19 protein-coding genes are annotated in these 19,845 nt (G+C 44.3%); 10 read left to right on the top strand and 9 right to left on the bottom strand.

Features of this window, described 5'->3' with window-relative positions; genetic code table 11:
• Positions 1-35 precede the first annotated feature (35 nt).
• The 3 genes from AC1DFM_RS22330 to AC1DFM_RS22320 all read right to left on the bottom strand — a co-directional run bounded on the left by AC1DFM_RS22330 (position 36) and on the right by AC1DFM_RS22320 (position 2,619).
• Positions 36-812 carry an alpha/beta hydrolase gene (locus AC1DFM_RS22330; protein WP_477078976.1) on the bottom strand — a complete coding sequence of 259 codons (777 nt, stop codon included), beginning with the start codon at positions 810-812 and terminating at the stop codon, positions 36-38.
• A gap of 96 nt (positions 813-908) precedes the next feature.
• Positions 909-1,772, bottom strand: a complete 864-nt coding sequence (locus tag AC1DFM_RS22325) for a helix-turn-helix domain-containing protein (protein ID WP_477078975.1) — start codon at positions 1,770-1,772, stop codon at positions 909-911.
• Positions 1,773-1,905: 133 nt separating this feature from the next.
• On the bottom strand, positions 1,906-2,619 hold the full coding sequence (locus tag AC1DFM_RS22320; protein WP_477078974.1) for an alpha/beta hydrolase: 714 nt from the start codon (positions 2,617-2,619) through the stop codon (positions 1,906-1,908).
• Positions 2,620-2,940: 321 nt separating this feature from the next.
• Here AC1DFM_RS22320 and AC1DFM_RS22315 point away from each other — a divergent pair, with 321 nt between their 5' ends.
• The 3 genes from AC1DFM_RS22315 to AC1DFM_RS22305 are packed head-to-tail and all read left to right on the top strand — an operon-like array spanning position 2,941 to position 6,520.
• Entirely contained in the window at positions 2,941-4,347 is a 1,407-nt protein-coding gene (locus AC1DFM_RS22315) for a TolC family protein (protein WP_477078973.1), read from the top strand.
• A 43-nt stretch (positions 4,348-4,390) separates the two neighbouring features.
• Positions 4,391-5,347 (top strand): HlyD family secretion protein, encoded by a 957-nt coding sequence (locus AC1DFM_RS22310; RefSeq protein ID WP_477078972.1) that lies wholly within the window; start codon positions 4,391-4,393, stop codon positions 5,345-5,347.
• Between the two features lie 6 nt (positions 5,348-5,353).
• Entirely contained in the window at positions 5,354-6,520 is a 1,167-nt protein-coding gene (locus AC1DFM_RS22305; RefSeq protein WP_477078971.1) for an ABC transporter permease, read from the top strand.
• Between the two features lie 62 nt (positions 6,521-6,582).
• Here AC1DFM_RS22305 and AC1DFM_RS22300 read toward each other — a convergent pair whose 3' ends face one another.
• From AC1DFM_RS22300 to AC1DFM_RS22290, 3 genes are all read right to left on the bottom strand, one after another.
• Entirely contained in the window at positions 6,583-6,948 is a 366-nt protein-coding gene (locus AC1DFM_RS22300; RefSeq protein ID WP_477078970.1) for a VOC family protein, read from the bottom strand.
• 138 nt (positions 6,949-7,086) lie between these two features.
• Positions 7,087-7,401: a hypothetical protein gene (locus AC1DFM_RS22295; RefSeq protein ID WP_477078969.1), complete on the bottom strand. Its 315-nt coding sequence runs from the start codon at positions 7,399-7,401 to the stop codon at positions 7,087-7,089.
• Positions 7,398-7,964, bottom strand: coding sequence for an RNA polymerase sigma factor (locus tag AC1DFM_RS22290; protein WP_477078968.1), 567 nt, complete (start codon positions 7,962-7,964; stop codon positions 7,398-7,400). The genes AC1DFM_RS22295 and AC1DFM_RS22290 overlap by 4 nt, the downstream gene beginning before the upstream one ends.
• A gap of 123 nt (positions 7,965-8,087) precedes the next feature.
• On the opposite strand from AC1DFM_RS22290, the gene AC1DFM_RS22285 reads away from it, so the two are divergent.
• From AC1DFM_RS22285 to AC1DFM_RS22270, 4 genes are all read left to right on the top strand, one after another.
• Positions 8,088-8,441, top strand: a complete 354-nt coding sequence (locus AC1DFM_RS22285; RefSeq protein WP_477078967.1) for a DUF6249 domain-containing protein — start codon at positions 8,088-8,090, stop codon at positions 8,439-8,441.
• Between the two features lie 38 nt (positions 8,442-8,479).
• Entirely contained in the window at positions 8,480-10,132 is a 1,653-nt protein-coding gene (locus tag AC1DFM_RS22280) for a serine hydrolase (protein WP_477078966.1), read from the top strand.
• An 89-nt stretch (positions 10,133-10,221) separates the two neighbouring features.
• Positions 10,222-10,686: a hypothetical protein gene (locus AC1DFM_RS22275; RefSeq protein WP_477078965.1), complete on the top strand. Its 465-nt coding sequence runs from the start codon at positions 10,222-10,224 to the stop codon at positions 10,684-10,686.
• A 152-nt stretch (positions 10,687-10,838) separates the two neighbouring features.
• Positions 10,839-11,279 carry a hypothetical protein gene (locus AC1DFM_RS22270; RefSeq protein ID WP_477078964.1) on the top strand — a complete coding sequence of 147 codons (441 nt, stop codon included), beginning with the start codon at positions 10,839-10,841 and terminating at the stop codon, positions 11,277-11,279.
• A gap of 167 nt (positions 11,280-11,446) precedes the next feature.
• On the opposite strand, the gene AC1DFM_RS22265 is transcribed toward AC1DFM_RS22270, so the two are convergent.
• On the bottom strand, positions 11,447-11,761 hold the full coding sequence (locus tag AC1DFM_RS22265; protein WP_477078963.1) for a hypothetical protein: 315 nt from the start codon (positions 11,759-11,761) through the stop codon (positions 11,447-11,449).
• Between the two features lie 235 nt (positions 11,762-11,996).
• Between AC1DFM_RS22265 and AC1DFM_RS22260 the strand changes: the two genes are divergently transcribed.
• Positions 11,997-13,373, top strand: a complete 1,377-nt coding sequence (locus AC1DFM_RS22260) for an aspartate kinase (protein WP_477078962.1) — start codon at positions 11,997-11,999, stop codon at positions 13,371-13,373.
• A 110-nt stretch (positions 13,374-13,483) separates the two neighbouring features.
• On the opposite strand, the gene AC1DFM_RS22255 is transcribed toward AC1DFM_RS22260, so the two are convergent.
• Positions 13,484-13,906 (bottom strand): hypothetical protein, encoded by a 423-nt coding sequence (locus AC1DFM_RS22255; RefSeq protein ID WP_477078961.1) that lies wholly within the window; start codon positions 13,904-13,906, stop codon positions 13,484-13,486.
• Between the two features lie 369 nt (positions 13,907-14,275).
• Between AC1DFM_RS22255 and AC1DFM_RS22250 the strand changes: the two genes are divergently transcribed.
• Both AC1DFM_RS22250 and AC1DFM_RS22245 read left to right on the top strand, forming a co-directional pair.
• Complete coding sequence (locus tag AC1DFM_RS22250; RefSeq protein ID WP_477078960.1) at positions 14,276-15,607, top strand: hypothetical protein; 1,332 nt, start codon at positions 14,276-14,278, stop codon at positions 15,605-15,607.
• A gap of 106 nt (positions 15,608-15,713) precedes the next feature.
• Positions 15,714-16,124 (top strand): peptidase associated/transthyretin-like domain-containing protein, encoded by a 411-nt coding sequence (locus tag AC1DFM_RS22245; protein ID WP_477078959.1) that lies wholly within the window; start codon positions 15,714-15,716, stop codon positions 16,122-16,124.
• Positions 16,125-16,209: 85 nt separating this feature from the next.
• On the opposite strand, the gene AC1DFM_RS22240 is transcribed toward AC1DFM_RS22245, so the two are convergent.
• Positions 16,210-19,665: a T9SS type B sorting domain-containing protein gene (locus AC1DFM_RS22240; RefSeq protein WP_477078958.1), complete on the bottom strand. Its 3,456-nt coding sequence runs from the start codon at positions 19,663-19,665 to the stop codon at positions 16,210-16,212.
• Positions 19,666-19,845: the final 180 nt, after the last annotated feature.

The raw sequence follows: 19,845 nt of genomic DNA, 5'->3' as shown, positions 1-19,845 counted from the left end.
ATTTTCTGCTGTATGCGCTTGAATAAATATCTCCCTTACTTACCCGCTACCTCTTTTGCAGCCTGCAGAATCACTGCTGCTACCTTTTGTGGTTGTGAGATATAAACAGCATGGCTGCCCTTGATCTCGGTAATTTTAGTATTAGCGCGTTTATACATCTTACGTTGAATATCGGGTTGAATACTTTTATCTTCTGTAGCTACGATACCATAGGTGGGTTTGTGTCTCCAGGCGGCATCTGTAATCGGGGTAACGAAACATTTGCCATAAAAAGAACCCTGGGAGGCATACATAAATGCTGCTTCTTCTTTACTCACATCCCCGCAAAAGCCTGCATGGAATTTAGCTTGATCATAATAAACGATTCCTTGATCATTAGCAGGCAATACACCGTTCTCAGGTGCTGGGGGCATCGTCTGGAACCATTGTAAAGCCGTTTCATTATTATCTGGCTGGAAGGCGGCGATATATACCAATCCGGCTACTTTTGGATGATTGCCGGCCTGGGTAATCACCGCACCGCCCCAGGAGTGGCCAGCCAGGATTACAGGACCATCCTGTGCATCCAATATCAGTTTGGTGGCAGCTACATCATCTTCCAGGGAAGTTAGCGGATTCTGAACAATTGTTACATGGTATCCTTGTTTGGTCAGCGCTTCATAAACGCCTTTGTAGCCTGAACCATCAGCGAAGGCGCCATGTACTAATACTACATTTTTTACAGTTTGCGCATGAGCAGTCATGCCAAAAAGAACAGCGATGATGGCGATGATGCCATTTCTTAATGCGGAGCGTAATGTTTGCTTTTTCATATTTATTGTTGTTGAGGTTTTTTGTTTGAATCAACAATACAAAGGTGCGATGAAAAGCAGGCTGCGGTAGTGAGCACATTACCCGGTTAATTGTAACTATTTCCCTTTTTTATTTTCTCCCGGCGTATTTCTGAAATCCGAAGGGGCTATTCCTGTATTTTTTTTGAAGAAGTTAGAGAAGTAGGATACATCTTCAAATCCAAGTTCAAATGTGATGTGCTTGATGGATTTATCTGTATAATATAAAAGTCGTTTAGCCTCCACCGTGATGCGGTCCTGGATAATCTGCGAAGGCGTTTTTTGATGATAGATAGCAAAAAGATTGGATAATGTTTTGGGCGATTTACAAAGCAGTCCGGCGTAAAAGCTAACGGAATGTTCTGACTTAAAGTTGGCTTCTACCAGCAGGTTAAATTTTCGAATGATGTGGAATCGTTCGTCCTGCTGCAGTTTTTTGGTGGGTACATAGCCTGCCTTTGCCAACTGGGTTACATAGATGATCAGTCGCTTCAACAACACCAACAGCATTTCATTCTGAATGTGATCGGATGTTCTGAACTCCTCTATAAAAATGTGCGATAGCAACTCCAGCTTCTGCTGCGACTGCTCATTCAGCTTTACGAACATGTGATCTGTACTGCTGAACAGGAATCCCACACAACTGACTTCGCTATCGTGGTCTATAATGCAATAGAATTCCCGGTTAAACTGCCAGGCGATGAGCTTCTCTGCATTTTCGAAACTGAAAGACTGGTTAAATAATAGTGTTAATAGTGAATTAGCTGGGAATTCATGGGCTGTTCCATCTATGGTGACCGTTTGACTTTCTCCGGGGTTCCATACAATCGTAAAATATTTGTTGAACCGGTCTTTGGAAAACACCATCCTGTCGAAACCTGCTTCACCTTTGAACAGTAACAATTCCCCACCTGTGCTTTCCGCCTTTAGTTTGAGATTCATAGGGTAGATTTAGTGCATGGTAATTTACAACATTGGTCGCACTATCTGATCTTTTACCATACAACAGGGGTAAACAGCCGAAGGCCCCATATACCATCACTGATAAATGGGGCCCTGACAAAGCGGACAATAATTATTTGTTAGACAGTTCGGTGGCTGCCCGCGCAATAACGGCGGCCACTTTCTCTGGCTGTGACACATATACCGCGTGGCTACCCTGTATTTCTGTTACCACGGTATCTGAGCGTTTGTACATGTTACGTTGAATATCGGGATGGATGCTTTTGTCTTCTGTAGCTACGATACCATAAGTAGGTTTGTTTCTCCAGGCAGCGGAGGTAATCGGGGTAACAAAGCATTCGCCATAAAATGCACCTTGGGAAGCATACATGAAAGCGGCATCTTCTTTCGTCAGATCCCCGCAAAAGCCTGCGTGGTATTTTGCTTCGTCATAATAAACAATGCCTTTTTCATTCGGAGGTAATACGCCATTTTCCGGTGCTGGTTGAGCCGTCTGGAACCATTGCAGCGCTGTTTCGCTATTATCCGGCTGGAAGGCGGCGATATATACGAGGCCTGCTACATTCGGATGGTTACCTGCTTCTGTGATTACAGCGCCGCCCCAGGAGTGTCCTGCCAGAATTGCCGGACCATCCTGTGCATCCAATGCCACCTGCGTAGCCGTTACATCGTCTTTCAGGGAAGTCAGCGGATTTTGAACAACGGTTACCTTATACCCTTGTTGGGTAAGGGTTTCATATACACCTTTGTAGCCTGAACCATCTGCGAAGGCGCCATGTACCAATACTATGTTTTTTACTGCGGGGGTATTTGATTGATTTTTCATTTTGTAAGATTTTAAAGTTTTGTTTAGGATTACGATACAAAGGTGCGCCGAATAACAGCGGCAGATAGTGAGGGGATTACCCGATAAGTTGAGATAATTTCCCTATCTTGAATTTTCACCATTCCGTTGTACCATGCACGTTACTGCACAAAAAAGCCTACATGTACTGCTGTTCCGCCCCCGCTTACGCTGTCATCGGTCTCCTTCATAAAATATAATTTCTATATATAAGAGGAAAAAATCAACCATTGGATTACTTTATGTGTTATACTTCGAAGTACCTGGTATATGGCCATCAACTGTGACTAAACGTATTTATCAATGAAAAGCAAACTGTTCTTCCTACTTCTTTCGCTGTTATTTTATCACTACGCCGATGCACAAACGGCGCCCGGTTTCAAAGAGTTGCTGGACAGCGCCATGGTGCGGGATGCAGATCTCAAAGCCCAGCTTACCAAAAACAAACTCACTGTATTGGATCAGCACAAGCTGAAAGATGCCTATCTGCCTACGCTGGAAGTTGGTGGCATGGCGGGTTACCTCAATGCCACTGCACGCGTTATTTCTCCGGAACTGAACCTGCAACCGTTTCTGACCATCCCGGAGGGGAAATACAACAACAATATCAATGTATCCGGGTTTTCCGGTATTGCCAAGGCCGATGCCAAAATGCTGTTGTACGCTGGTGGAAAAATTAAGCAACTCAATAAAGCGCTGGAAGAAAAGAGGCAGTCGGAAAATATCCTGCTGGAAAAAACATCCGATGAGGTAGCTGCCGTTATTTCCAGGGCATATGACCAACTGGCCCTGGTGCACCAGTCTAAAAAAGTGCTGGATGAGGCCAAAAGGCGGCTGGACGCCAATCGTAAAACGGCTGACAAAGCATTGGGATATGGGCTGATCACTCCATATGACCATAAAAAAATAGAACTGGCACAGGCAACGCTTGATGCCAAAGTAGCCGAATATGAAGGGAAAAAAGAATTGCTGCTTACCCAGCTGGAAGTGCTGACGGATATCTCCAAGGAGCGGCTACGCCTCATTGAGCCGGTATTAACTGCTGTAGTAATTCCTACTGCACAGAAAACCATCGAACAACGGGCTGAAATCCGGGCGCTGGAGCATGGCATTAGTGCCTCCGGATATAAAATAAAAGCCGAACAAACCTGGTGGATTCCTAAAGTGCAACTGCAGGCTTCTACTTATTATATCGGCTTGTATGGCACCAGGATTAAGTCGTCTGATAATATCATCCCTCCGATTCCTGCTATCGGCTATCCTGGCCGTAAGCTGGACTGGCGGCCTACTAATCTGAATATATTCCCATTGCTGACAGCGGGCGTAGGTTTTAAATGGGAAATCTTTGATGGCAGAGAGGGTAAACATGCCATTGAAACCGCCCGAATTGACCAGGAGCTGCTGCAAAATCAGAAATACGACGCGTTGCGGAAGCTTACCCTGAACCAGGCCAACAACCAGTCCAACTATGATATTGCCAATGCGCAGATTGCGCTCAAGCAGAAAGAGAAAGAGTTGGCCAGAAACGCGCTGGTACAAGCCGAAAAAGAGTTCAGGTATGGCGTGTCTAAATCTACTGAACTGATTGCTGCTGAGAACGATCTTGAATCGGCCGAGCTGGAATACCAGAATGCGATCTTTAACCAGCGCAGGGCTGCTATTGAAGTGATGCGATCTACCCAGGAGCTGGACATTAACAAACTGTATTGAGGCAGGGGTACCTGCACCCATTACTTAAATTAATTACAATAAGATGAAAGTAACTACCTGCATATTCATCAGCTGTTCACTGGCACTGGCCAGCTGTTCTTCCAAAAAACAAAAGGCCGACCGCTTTGAAGGAAAGGCAAAAAAAGACCTGGTATCTTTTGCCCCGAAGGTAACCGGCCGGATTTTGAATATCTACGCAAAAGAAGGCCAGACAGTAAAGAAAGGCGATACCCTTGCCCTACTGGATGTACCGGAGGTTTCCGCTAAAATAGCGCAAGCACAGGGGGCTGTAAGCGCTGCCACCGCGCAGGAACAGATGGCTCGCAATGGCGCCACCGCTGACCAGATGAAACAGTTGCAGGCCAAATACAAAGGCCTGAAAGAACAATATGATTTCGCACAAAAATCATTCACGCGGGCCAGTAATATGTTCAACGACAGCCTGATGTCGCCACAGGCATACGATGAAATTTACGCCAAACTGCAAGGCGCCAAAGCCCAGTACGATGCGGTAGTAGCCGAACTGGATGATGTAAAGAAAGGTACCCGCGTAGAGAAGGTGAACATGGCTGCCGGTCAGGCATCACAAGCCCGGGGCGCTTTACAGGAAGCCAATGTGGCTTACTCAGAACGATACGTGATTGCTACCAACGATATGGAAATAGAAACCATTAGCCTCAATCCCGGTGAACTGGCGACCGCCGGTTTTGCCTTGTTCAACGGTTACATTCCTGGCAGTACCTGGTTCCGGTTCACTATCCCGGAAAGTAAGATTGCCGCCTATAAAAAAGACCAGGACGTAAAGATGGAGGTGCTTTATAACCACGAAGTGCTGGATGGCAATATCATTTATATCAAACAACTGAATCGCTATGCCGATATCAGTACCGCCTTCCCTGATTACCAGCCACAGGATGCCATTTATGAGATCAAAGTACAACCCAAAGATCCTGGCAAGGTCAAAGATGTACTGGTAAACGMAAGTGTTATACTGAAATAATCAGGTATGAAAGAATTTTTCCGATTGTTGAAACGAGAGTTTAAAATGTTTCTGGGTAATTCCACCCTGCGTACCGTCTTTTTCCTGGCGCCGGTGCTATATGCCACGCTCATCGGATTTGTATATCAAAGCGGGAAAGTAGAAAATATACCCGTTATCGTTATAGACAAGGATAATACGCCACTATCGAACCAGCTGGTGGAAATGTTGGGCGACAATAAAAGTATTAAAATACTTAAAACACTGCAGGAGCCGGGTAATATCAATGATGAAGTGATTAGAAAAGAAGCGGCCGCTGTAGTGATGATTCCTTCCCGGTTTGAGGCCGAAGTATTCCAGAAAAGATACCCGGAAGTAAATGTATACGTCAACACCAGTAATGTATTGACCGCCAACTTTGCCTCCAAGGCCTTACAACTCACTATTGGTACTTTTTCTGCCGGTGTTTCGATTAAAGGATTACAGAAGATGGGAATGCCTGCTGTGAGAGCTGCCACGCAATATGAGCCGTTTAAAACGAATTACATCACGCTTTTCAATACCACCAGCAACTACCTGATATTTATGTGGCCGGCCATGCTGGCGGTAGTACTCCAGCAGGTAATACTGCTGGCCATGGCGATCAGCTTTGCGGCGGAGTTTCAGCGTGGGTCCTTCACTACTGAATATGTTGGTATGCGGCGTTGGGCATTTCCGATTATGCTGATTAAGGTCATTCCTATATGGCTCTTCTCTATTCTCATTGTATGTATTTATTATGGGATGCACATCTTTTTCAATGTGCCGCTGCCGCAGGGGATTTTGAACTTCATATGGCTGACAGCGGTTTTTGTGGGTTCCGTATCTTTTATGGGGGTATTTGTGAGCATCCTGCTGCCCGATGCGCTGAAGGCTACACAGGTACTGATGGTGATTGCCTCGCCGGCATTCATTATCAGTGGCTTTACATGGCCCCTCAGTGCGATGCCCGTTTTTGTGCAGTTCCTGGCGAACATTATTCCGCTGACTCCTTTCCTGCAGGCTTTTAAGATTTTGCTGATACAGAAAGGTTCTGTGGAACTAACGTACCCTTATCTCCGGCATCTGAGCATATTGCTGATTATTTATGCGGTACTAGGCTGGCTGGCGTTGAAGATAAAACTGTGGTATTTGTTCAGAAATGCAAAAGCTTAAGCGGTTATTATCTTTCAACATAAATAGCAAAGGTGTCACGCTTTACGTGACACCTTTGCTATTTATTCTTCTGTCCAAACGGCCAGTTCATAGCCGTCGGGGTCGGCGAATTGAAACCGTTTACCACCGGGGAAAGTGAAAACATCTTTCACAATAGTACCTCCTGCTGCTACTACCTTTTCTTTAGTAGCTTCCAGATCGTCGGAATAAAGCACCACTAAAATGGAGCCTTTCACTGGTTTTCCTTTCATGAAGCCACCATCTACATAGTCGCCTCCAAACGCCGTATAGTCGGGACCGTAGTCTACGAATTTCCAGCCAAAGCTATTGGTGTAAAATTCCTTTGCGCGGTTAATGTCTTCGGAAAGAAATTCAATGTACTGCACCTGGTGATGCTTGTACTTGCTGTTACCGGGGGTGTTTGCCATAAAAAGATATGATATTTTATCTGGAAGATAGGGAATAAGATTTGTATTCGGGTGGTGACTACAAAAGTTAACATCTCTCTAACGCCTCTAAATATCCGATGGTTGTTGCGACATCATTTTATAACCGCATCGCCTCCGTTATGGTATGTTTTTGTTGAACCTGACCAGGACTATTGCCGCAAGTGCAAAAGCCATGATGCCTGCTACCAGCAGTGGCGATACCGGAACAGGTGGCAGCATATATAGTATCCAGCCATTGAGCAATACCAATATGGCGAGGATGATTTTACCGGGCCATTCTTCCTTGCGGTATATGGTTTTATAATTTCGTTTATAGCTCCGTATAGTCATTTCCGTTAACCTGGCAGACAATCCCTCCGGACAGTTATCCAGTCCCTTTTCTGCCATCACCGGAGCCAACGGATCTGTGTTTACTTTTTTACGTATACTCATAGCAAATCATTCACTTCTTTAGGTAATAGTAATTCTAATGCCGTTTTCATACTTTTCCGGCCCCTTAGCAACCGCATCTTCACTGCCGATTTTTTCAACGCCAGTATCCCGGCAATTTCTGTAATATCTTTTTCTCCCAGATAGTAGAGTGTTATCACCACACGTTCTTCTTCTGTTAATTGGCGAAGCGCCAGTGTGATATAACGTTGACGATCTGCCTGCACCAAAGTTCCGGCACCTGCTGTTTCCGCTGGCACGTCTTCCAGCGGCAACGTACCTATTTTGCGGGTATGCACTTTTGTAACAGCGGTATTGTATACAATACGGTATAGCCAGGTAGAAAACTTTGCCGCTTTCCGGAAATCGCCCAATGCACTAAACGCCTTTACAAAGGCATCCTGTACCACTTCTTCCGCATCCTCGTTATTCATCACTATATTTCTGGCAATGGTGTATGCCAGGTCCTTATAGGTGCTCACGAGGTATTCAAACCCTTTCCGGTTACCCTGAATGGCCTGTTGTAAATAGTAGTCGTCCCCGTTGTGTTTGCGATTAAATAACATTTGCTGTTGGGCTTTGCCTGGCTGGTAATTCTAACTTAGACTATTTTTTCAGAAACCGGTCACAAAATGTGACCACATTCCTTTTTTGCAGGTCTTACTTCCGATTACAAAATATCAGACATCATGCAAGCCACCTCCGCAGCCTTCTTCATCGCCTTATCACTGGCCATTTTTGGCGTTAGTTATTATTACTTTACTACCCGTCATAAAGAAAGAATGGCCCTTATTGAAAAAGGCCTGCCGGCAGATTTTTTTAAAGGGAGTTCCAACTTTACGCCCCTGTTATTAACCCTGGGAATAGTAAGTATCTGTATTGCACTGGGCATGGTAGCAGGCATTATCATCAGACCTGATCCGTTGATCCCATTCATGCTGGGTAGCATCTTTTTTATATTTCTGTTCACCGGCCTGGGCTTACTGCTGTCGTATGCGCTGTTGAAACGTTCTTCTAACAAAGAAGAAGATGTAGCTGAATAACGTCTCCCCTGCTTTCATTTCACCCAAAAATCACATAAATGAAAATTTCATTTACGGGCTTCCTATGCCTGCTCCTAACGCTTTGCTTACCAGAAACAGCTGATGGACAAGATAACACCACATTATTTGACTCCTTACTCACTGCTGCTTTTCCGCCGAATGAGCCTGGCGCCGTGGTACTCATTGCCCGCGACCAGGAGGTTATTTACCGGAGAGCATTGGGCAAGGCCAACCTGGAGCTAAATGTGGACATGCAAATGGATCATGTGTTTCGTCTCGGTTCTGTTACCAAACAGTTTACGGCCTGCGCTATTCTCAGGCTTGCACAGGAAGGCAAATTATCGTTGCATGATCCCGTCAGCAAATTTATCCCGGACTATCCCCGCGGCGCCGACATCCATATTGAACAACTACTCGCACACACGGCAGGTGTAAAGAACTATACGGGTTTGAGCAGGTTCACAAGGGAACAGCAACGACAGGATCTATCGCCGCAGGAATTAGTGGGGCTTTTCAGGAACGAACCACTGGACTTTGAACCCGGTACTACCTTTCGTTACAGCAACTCAGGATATGTGCTGCTGGGCTATATCATAGCGCAGATCACCCGGAAATCCTATGCCGCCTATGTGAACGACACTTTCTTTCAACCCCTGGGCATGACCCACTCATTTTATGACAACACCGCCAGCATCATCTCCCAAAGAATACCCGGTTATAAATATACTGACCACCATTACGAAAATGTCGGCTTCCTCAGCATGACATTACCTTATGCCGCCGGAGCCCTGTTATCTGATGCAGATGACCTGCTAAAATGGTATCTGGCCCTGATGAACGGAAAGGTGGTGACTTCCCCTATCCTGGAAAAAGCATTTAGTTCCTGCAGGCTTCCCAATGGCACGTTAACCGGCTATGGCTATGGATGGGCCATCGGAAATGTACAGGGCAGCCACAGTATTAAACATACCGGCATCGTCAACGGATTTGTCACCTATGTGGTGTATCTGCCGGATGAAAAACTATTCGCCGCTATGCTGGTAAACCGGGAGAATGCCCCTGATCCCGACATCCTGACCTCCCGGATGCTGGCTATTTTGCTGCATAAACCGTACGACTATACGGAAATCCATCTCACGGAAAATGAGCGCTCCGCCTATCAGCACACCTATTTGCTGGAAGATGGAACAAAGAAAACAGTGGTCTGTCAGGATGAGGATTTAATGTACTATACGCCAGGCGCTTTAAAGGCCCGGCTGATCCCTCTGGGAAACGACTTATTCCGTATTGATGGGAGTCTTACCAATCTCCGTTTTAAACGGAACCCACAACAACAGGTGATCAGCTTTATAGAGGAAGGTACAGGCCTCCCGGTAGGCGGCACTGCTAACCATGACCGGGTACGGGCCTTCAGGAGGATGCCGGTATCTTCGAAACAGCTACGGGTTTATACAGGCAAGTATCAATTTAATCCTGGGCCTGTTTTTGAGGTAAAGCTGGAAGATGGTCGCCTCTATGGGCAGGTGGGGAACGATAAAAAGGAATTGGTGCCTTATGAAGCACATCGTTTTTTTGCGAAGGATTTGGATGCTGTTATTATTTTTAACCTTGATGCGCAACAACATGTTACGGGCCTCACCAAACTACAAAATGGCGAAATGAAGGCTGTGACTTTAAATAATGCTCATTAATACTATTCCCGCTTCACCCTTTTTGACCTTCTGTTTGTCTATAGTACAGCAATATTGTCATCAATCATCAGCCATTATCAAATAAGTGTATGAAAGTTCACCAATTTAAAATGTCTTGTCTCGCACTGGCTGCCGCCATAGCACTGCCATCCTGTACGTTTTTCAAAACCCCGGAAGCACGGTTGCCACGTAAGCTGCMTGTTAAACTCGTCAGCATTGCGCCTGAGAGACTGGGGCTGCGTGTAGAGGGAGTATACTACAATGCCAACGACTATGGTTTCACCTTTACCGGCGGAGAACTGGATCTGAAGGTAGACTCGTTCTATCTGGGGCATGTGAAAATAGATACTGTGATGACGGTACCTGCCCATGCCATGTTCACCGTGCCGGTTATAGTAGAACCTGATTTTGAGAAATTCAGTAACAGCAATGTGAATGTAAACGATTCTGTGATAGTGTCATTCTCGGGTACTATGAATGGTAAGGCCAAAGGCATCGCTAAAAAAATCAATATTAGCTATCAGGGCAAACATATGCTGGATATCACTATGTAACTCAAATCAGAAAGCTGACATACTTAAAAGACAAAGGACGTCGCAGATTTTGCGACGTCCTTTGTCTTTTATCTTATTTACTCCCGCCAGCGTAACGGCGGTTGATTAGAAATTCCTACATTCGCGCGAAACAGATTACAGCAATATTATCTATGAATATTTCTTTTGACCTGGATGACACGCTGATACCGGGTGTTAAACGATTTCCGGTAGAACAAAGAACCATATGGCAAAAACTCTTTAGCCGGGAATGCCTGAGACTCGGCACTGTTGGGCTGATGAAGAGACTGCGGCAGGAAAATCACCAGGTGCATATATACACCACGTCTTACCGATCCCCTTTTTATATCAGGAAGCTATTCTTCAGTTATGGTATTCACGTGCATAAAATCATCAACAAATCCGTTCATGATAAAACGCTGGGACAGCGCGCTGGCGCTATCTCCAAATACCCTCCGGCATTCGGTATCGACTGGCATATTGATGATTCGCCAGGTGTGGCCATAGAGGGCACACGCTATCATTTCCAGACAATTATAATTGCTGAAAATGATATGAAATGGACCGAAACAATTTTAACACACTTGCGGTAAAGAGCAGCACAGACATGGCTCCGCCGTGGCTGACACGGATCTGCCATGCCAGTCGCAGGACTCCCTGCATACAATACTTTATCAGTAAAGTGTATCAAAAAAACACCATACCAGTATCGTTATTGCCGTATCCGGCAAACGATCTGATTCCAGGCAGGAGCAGCGTATTATGCTTTTTTCTCCTGTCTTGCGTGCTTCTGCAGACTAACGTTCTCGCAAATCGCATATACTGCGTAGAAGAACATCAGTGTGAAGATGGTGTACTTGCTGGTATTTGCTCTGTTAACAACAGCATAGATGGTAATCCCTGCGAGGCAGAGCATCATTCTGCTGATCATTGCACCGTAGACGCGAAGCATAAAAATGCTATTGCTTTCAGCTGCTATACCTTTGCGGCTCATGTTGTAAGTAAACGCCGAAAGTGAAGCCAGTGCAAGGTTTCCGAAGAGTAGTACATTGTGATGTACTCCATTGTCCAACATCCAGTTCTTAAATAAAAATAATGCGCCAGTCAATAAAATAAATACGCTAATGGCTCTAAAGTAGAATCTATCCCACATTTCTGCTTCTATCGTTTGATAATGAGGGCGCAAAGGTAAGGCTCAAATTGATACTGGCAAAATGAATCGTTATAAAAATTGTATTTATCAGGATAATCGATTAGTTTGACGGCTGATCAATCTTTTATTAAATAAATAAATTATATAGTTTCGCAGCATGTTAACAGTAGAGAAAATTGGTGGCACATCTATGAGTGCCCTAAAAGATGTAATCGACAATATCATTTATTACGGGCGTACCGGCGATGAGTTATACAATCGTGTTTTCATTGTTTCTGCTTTTTCCGGCGTTACAAATCTGCTACTAGAGAATAAAAAAACGAAAGCCCCGGGCGCTTATCATCAATTTGCCACTGGAGGCGACTATCATCAGGCACTTGCCTCTGTAAGGATTCATCTGAAAGAACTGAATGCTTATTATGCACCGCTTGCACTCAATGTAGCTGCTGCTGATGAAGTAACAGATGGTATTATTGACCGGGTGCTGATATATCTTGACAGCGCCAACACCATGCTGGCCTCCGGATATCTGAATGAAGGTATTTTGCTGGCAGTAAGGGAGATCCTGGCGTCTGTAGGTGAAAGTCATTCTGCTTTTGTGTTGACCAACATCCTGCAAAACAAGGGACTTAACGTAGCACTGGCAGACCTCAGCGGTTTGGGTGATGGTCGCTCGCTGACAATTGATGAACGCATCAGAGAAGAATTTGAGCGCATCAATCTTAAAAACTGTTTGTGTATTGCTACAGGATATGTAAAAGGAACGGAAGGGATCATGCGGGAATTTGATCGCGGCTATTCCGAAGTAACTTTCAGCAGAATCGCGGAACTCCTCCGCCCGGAAGAAGCGATTATACATAAAGAATATCATTTGTCCACCGCCGATCCGGCGCTGGTAGGCATAGAAAATGTAAAGCCCGTTGGCTATACCAACTATGATATTGCAGATCAACTGGCGGATGTAGGGATGGAAGCTATTCACCCTAAAGCTGCGAAGCCGCTGGAGATTGCATTGATCAATCTTCGGATTAAAAATACTTTTGAACCGGAACATCCCGGCACATTGATTACTAAAAATTATGTTTCCGAACATAAACGAGTGGAAGTAATCACTGGTTCGAACCAGCAATTGCTCATCGACATTTACGATCCGCTTATGGTAGGCGCCGTGGGAAGCGATCTTGATATCATGCAGGTATTTGCCCGCTATGGTGTCAGCTATACCTTTAAGGCCACCAGCGCCAACAGTATCAGCATCGTTATCTGGGAAAATGATTTGAACCAGCAGCTGCTAAAAGATCTGAGAGAAAAATATGAACATGTAAGTGTAGTGCCTATTTCCATCGTTTGCCTGATTGGCTCCAACATGGATCAACCGGGATTATTAGCCAAGGCTACAGCGGCATTAGCACAAGCAGAAATTAATATTTTAAGTGTAGGCGTTGCATTAAGAAAAGTCAATTTCCAATTTGTTATTACACGGGAACAATTTAAAGACGCGATTATTGCGCTTAATAAAGCGGTGGGGCAATAAGATAAGCTATCAATTAATAATTAAAATGGACAAACCGATCTATATCCGGTTTGTCCATTTTAGTATTGGCAAGTCCTGCCGCTCCTACCATCAATCACTTCCACTAAATATTATAACTGCGCCTTCGCTGCCGCAAATGCCTGCAATAAGGTCATGAATTGTTCGCTGGAAAAGCCTTTCCGGCCATCTACATAAAATTTGTCTTTGCCACGCTCGATGATGTGCAGCCAATCATATTGATAAATGGGGCCAGTTGGCCATCTTCCGCTGGAACGTAATTCATCATATCTTCTTATCTCTAATACGGTATCTGCTATATTAAAATAAGCGGTACGCCTGCGAAAAGATTTCACATAGTCAATGACTAATTGATCTTCCTGAATCCGTAACGTACGCACAAACCGCCGGCCCATACCGAAAAACACCGCACAAAACAAAGCAGGAACAGCAAAAAAGATCCCTGCTTCCCCCATTCCACATAGCGTAAGAGGAATAAGCAGATAAACAGCATTGGATAGCAGATGGCGATTCATTGTTTGTGTAGTCGATATTTCCAACGGTTCTTTTTTTAAATCCTGAAAAAAGAGATTTACCCAAAAATCAAGTCTTCCCCTGCGATATCAACTCCTACTGGGCTATTGAATAGCGCAAGTTCTTTCCGGTAATAATAGTATCTCTGAAAAAATACTTTTTTATTTATTTTAACGGGACAATACTAAATTATTACATATATTTATATAACCTCTTAATTAACCTGAAAGCCCCTATTATAAGCATAGATCGGACCATAAGCGTAAATACAGATTCAAAAGGTTGTGAGAAAATGCGGAGGTTATTCTAGAGAAACAATATTTCACTTTATTTTAGTATCAGCATTTAGCGATGTTACCTCAAAAAAAATTATGAACCCTAAATCTTTATTACTCACTACACTATCTCTGCTGTACCTATTTTTTTCCTGCAATAAAAATAACGAACAGGCTGCACCAATGGACGCCAATACTGAGCTAATTCAAGATGCAAAAAATTATTTTGTGAAGGAAGTATTGCCTGGTAAGCTCACACAAAGCCCAATTGTAGAGAGCAATAACAGACTTCCTCTGGGAAAAATTGCAAATTGGAAAATGGCGGATGTCCAGAACCTAAGATGGGGAAAAACAGTAGTCGTACCACTTAATCTTCCCAATATATATATAACAACCGATATGAGCGGAACAAAGCGGTCCCTTAATGGCACGTCTTTTCTTGTAGTTTATAGTGATAAGAATAAGAGTAAGCAGGCAGATGTCGTTTTGCTGTTTCCCGATAAAAATTCAAAAAAGGGAGTATTCTCAGGTATGATAATAGTTGAAGATTGGGACGGAGAAATCAAATCGAGTTATAAATATGAGAATGGACTTGAGTATAACGTAGTTACTACGGTAACTGATAAAAGTAAAAGGAATGTAACAACGGAACAAATTTGCATTACAACCGATTGGTACAATTGTGCCAGGGTCGGTAGCTATCCAACGGACTGTCATTATAATTACTCTACAACCCAATGTACAAGTGGGGACGGTACTGGAGGAGGTGGCGGTGGTTGTCATTGCTGGCCTGCTCCCAGAGACCCTGAAGCGGGAGAGCTTTCAAAAGAAGAGTTACTACAAAGCTTTGATCAACGCACAAATGAACTCAGTTTGCCAGTGTGCGCAAGAAACATCTTTAATAAATTATTGGGGATCAGGACGGGTGAGTTTGCGACAATTATTAATAATTTTACAGGACAGATCTCAACATTCAGCTGGACATTGTTGATAGGAAATGCGAGAGGAAAGACAAACGCTAATACAAGTCCCATACCCAACCAGGAATCAATAATATCTACTTTTGATGAAGGATATCTGAAGACTGCAACGGACTTATCAATTGCAAGAACTATGCTGCATGAAGGCGTTCATGCCTGGCTAGTMAATGCCTTTAGGAGTGACCAACAGAAGGCAGCACTGGACTATCCAAAATTGTTTGAAGAATTCATGAACGGAAAAAATGATTTAAATGAGCTACACCATAATGAGATAGTACGGTCATTTATTAATGACATAGCTCACAATCTGGAATTATTTGGCCGGGCGTCAGGTTATGTACTTAATAGCCAATATTACGCTGATATGGCCTGGGGGGGGCTTACAGACTACCAAGTACTTCAGGAACTTACCACAGGCGGACAGAGACAGAATAAACGCAATTCTTGACGCGGAACAAACTGCATCATCTGTAGTACAAAGTGATGGTACCACGATATTGCCCAAAGGAAAAAGAGCCTGTAACTAAGTACAATAAAAACTAAAACCATTGAATATGAACAAACTATCGATAAGTCTATTCCTTCTTTTATTTTTGGGTTCTTGCAGGTCATGGTATAAATCAGGACTGGGTACTAAACAACATTCAGAAGAGAATGGAAATGAGTTTGAGGGTGTAAGACTGAAACGCGTAGGTGGAGGTCATGACAGTGCAATTGTAACAGGAAAGATCAGTATAAAAGGTCCTTATTCCGATAGCTTAATGACCAGAATAACCGCAAACGACAGGCATTATCAAGGGGATTCAACTGGAAGGTTCACATTTAAGTTAGCTGAAGGAGAATATAACTTTACGGGCGCGGCATATATGTACCATGAACTATCTATAAAGAAGATTACTCTTTCAAAAGGAGATAGCCTTGTGTTGAATTTTAAATTAACGCCGTCAACAAACCCTATAGAATAGAAAGCAAGGCAGCCAAAATTCCGTGTAGCCCTTCCGCTTTACAAAGACGGTGATATAAAGAAGGGGCTGGGATCAAAAGAAAGGCTTACAGCACCAGGGTTACCACGCCTGTTTTCTTTATCACATCCGGGAATTCGAAGCTCTCGTATTCTATTATCCACGCGTAGTTTCCTATTTCTGCATGGCTACCGCTTCTTACCATTCCATTCCATCCTTCAGCTGCGTTAGTGGTACTGAAGACTAATTGTCCCCATCTGTTGTACACCTGAAATCTGAATCTTTTGGGAACACAATATACAACGGGCTTGAACATATCATTTTTTCCGTCTCCATTTGGCGTGAATACTGTAGGTAAGTAAATATCACATCCACATAGTTTTTCCTGTAGCTGTATCTGGTCCCGGCTTTCACATCCCCATTGATTCCTCACCTTCACTTTATACTTTCCCGGTTCATTGGTAAGCAATCGCCGTTCGGAAAGGAAAGGCCCATCTTGCCAGCTGATCGTGTTTACATCTCCGCTATAAACAGGATTCAGTAGTAGTTTAACGCCACGACAAACGATCGTATCCTGGCCAAGATCTACTACAGGTAGTCGCCTTACTATTACTGGTTGTGATGCTTCTGCGTCCACCCGGCCACAGACTCCTTCAATAGAATATTTCACCGGAAATATCCCAGTTTTATGCCAGGCAACCACCACGCTACCCGCAGTTCCCTGTATATCCGGTTCACCCGCAATGTCCCATAAAAAGGCGCCCGCTGAATAGTTATTGACAGTTATCTTCAATGGTGCGCCCTGGCATACATCTCTTTCAAAACTAATCTCGCCGGATTTAGTGCTTTCCAATACTGCGATCTCATGGCTAACGGGTTGTTCTGATACGCAGTAGCCCGATGCCTTCAGTACAATGGTATGTTTACCAGGCACCTTCCAGGTAATGTCAGGGGTAGCTGTATTTTCATTGATAATAGTACTATTATCAGTAGTCCATTGATACTGGTCAATTTTAACAGCACTGCCGGCCCTTATTTGTACGGGGCTTCCTTCGCAGACCCTGGTAACCGGAAGCGTAAAATCAAACGGGCTTTTATCCGATACCGGAATATCATGACTAACGGGTTCCTTTGACAAGCAATAGCCAGTTGCTTTCAGCGTAATGGCATGCGCTCCGGCAGTATTCCAGGTAATTTGGGGGGATGCCGTATTTCCATTAATAATAGTCCCGTTATCAGCATTCCATTGGTAATTGTCGATGCCACCAGCATTGGTTATTTTGGCTAACGCGGGACTTCCCACACATACCCATGCGTTTGAAACCGTAAAGTCAAACGGCGTTCTTGCCGGAATTGTAATATCATGACTGACCGGTGCTTTTGACACACAATACCCCGATGCACTTAGTTTTACGGTATGCACGCCTGGTGTATTCCAGGTTATTTCAGGCGCCGCTGTATTGTTGTTGACGATAGTACTGTTATCAGTACTCCACAGGTATTTATCAATTTTAGCCGTACTGCTGGCTTTCATCTTCACCGGTTCCCCTGCACAGGTTGCATCCGCYAGGGTGAAGTCGAAGCTGCTCCCTTCCTTTAGCGTTACCTCTGTTTTTAAAGAAGCGATACATCCGTCTGCAAATTTAGCGGTGAGCTGGTACCCGCCTGCATGCTTTGCGGCGACGTCGTTCGTGATCAAAGCATTTAATCCTGCATAACTACTGCCGTCTGGGCCGGTCCATGTAACTTCTGCGGGTGCAACAGCTGTAGAAGCCTTCATTTTTAATGRCTCCCCTTCACAGAGTTTAATGGCAGTAGTACCTGTTACCACCGGTGGTTCTTTTACACCTACCTCCGCCACCACGGAAACAGCTTCGTTCACGCATGCACCGGTGGTATTGTCTTTTACCAATACACGGAAACGACCAACATCTGTCAATGCAAAGTTCTTCAGCACAAAGTTGGATGTATTGGAGTTAGGAATATCTACCCAACTGGCGGCTGCAGCATTATATCGTTGCCATAAAAAATGTGGATCTTTCATGGAGACCATACTAAGATCTGCCTTGAAAGAAACAGCAGCGCCCACGCAGGCCGTTGTCTTATTATTAATATTATTGACTTTAACCGGTAATACCGGCATACAGGTACTTAACACGATATTATCTATTGCCAGGTCATTTCCGCAGCCTCCAGGCGCATCATTAAGCAACACTATTTGTATGGTCCGAACATTTTCCGGCAAAGTAAAAATCAGTCCGTATTCCTTCCACTTGCCTGCTGGGTTTGGATCTACCGGGATATATCTTTCGGATAACTGTCCCAGGATGTTTCCATTTTCATCTTCGATACGAAAACGGATGCGGGAAGGTATAGGTGTAGTATTAGCACCACAGGACATATCAGGAGAAATAACCGAACAGGCGCTTGCCGAAAGTGCGTACTGCATACCGCCGCAAAGGTTATCGATTTTCTTTCTATACACTTCGCCCGGAAAATAAGACCCGTTGATGACCATCATGCGTCCGTCCGGCTTTCCACTCTGATCTCTCATCTGCTTCCATTGTGTGCTGCCCGCTGCAAGGCGGGCATTATTTACGATGGTATAGTGACCTTCCTTCAATGGTGCCGTATTGGAAAACTGGTAAGCGCCACTTCCCAGCCCTGGTAAAGGATTACCGAATCCCACACCTGTTCCAAAATCCTCCCTGAATATCTCTTTGCTGGCAGAACTACATGTTCCTCGTCTTAAACGGCAAGCCATGTCTTCATTGTCTGTAAGGCCATTGTGATCATCATCAATACCATTTCCACAAATTTCAATCTCCTTATCATTTTCTCCCTCTCCTACCATACCAATACCATACACCGAACCCATACGGCCTTTCACGGGATTGCTAATAATGTAGGTAGTAGCATCTTCCAGGTCAATCAGTGCCAACTCCCCATTTGTACTGATCAGGTAACAGATGCCATACTTATTTGTTCCAATGCTGAAAACGGCCCCTGCTACATTCAAGCGTCCCACATACCGTTTGGAAACAATACGCTTTCTATCTGCTGACAATGTAACTTCCAGTAAACCATTTCCGGCTGTTGCCAGGTACAATTTGCCGTTACTAAAACACAAATCACCACCTGATTCATAGGCTAAACCGTCTATAGGCCACACATTACCAGTTTTCATTTCAATTTTATACAGGATACCGGAACTCGCTACAAACAAATCCCCGTTCCGGTCACTCACCAGCGCATTACCGGAAAAAGACTGTTTTACGGTAACGTATCTGCAATCACCAGTAACAGGATTTATTTCATAGATACTCCCATAGCCCAATCCATAGAATTTCCCGTCCGGTGTAATAGCTAAATCTAAGAATGTTGTTGGTAAACCCACCACCTTTTTGTAGGTATAAGTAAGMATGTCTACATATCCCAACTCCTGTCCGTCAACTACATAAAGTTTGTCCTGGGCAGCACAACAAAAGGTTAGCAGCAAAAACAAGATAAACAGACTAAGGCGACGTGACAGCGTAGATTTCATTTAAATATAGGTATCCCCAAAATTACGTGAAAATATTGGTGCCTGTTAAGAGGAACAGGGGCATCTTTGCCGGACATGATAAGCATTTTGCTTTTTTCGCAAAATACGCAGCCCCAGGGATTGGCGTCGGACAGGATTTCCATATCCTGTCGTCGGACCTGTCGACCGTTAAAACGATTT

It is taken from the genome of Chitinophaga sp. 05T412 (genome assembly GCF_056396465.1).
Note: the sequence above shows the minus strand (reverse complement) of the source record. Positions and strands in the feature narration are given on the sequence as shown.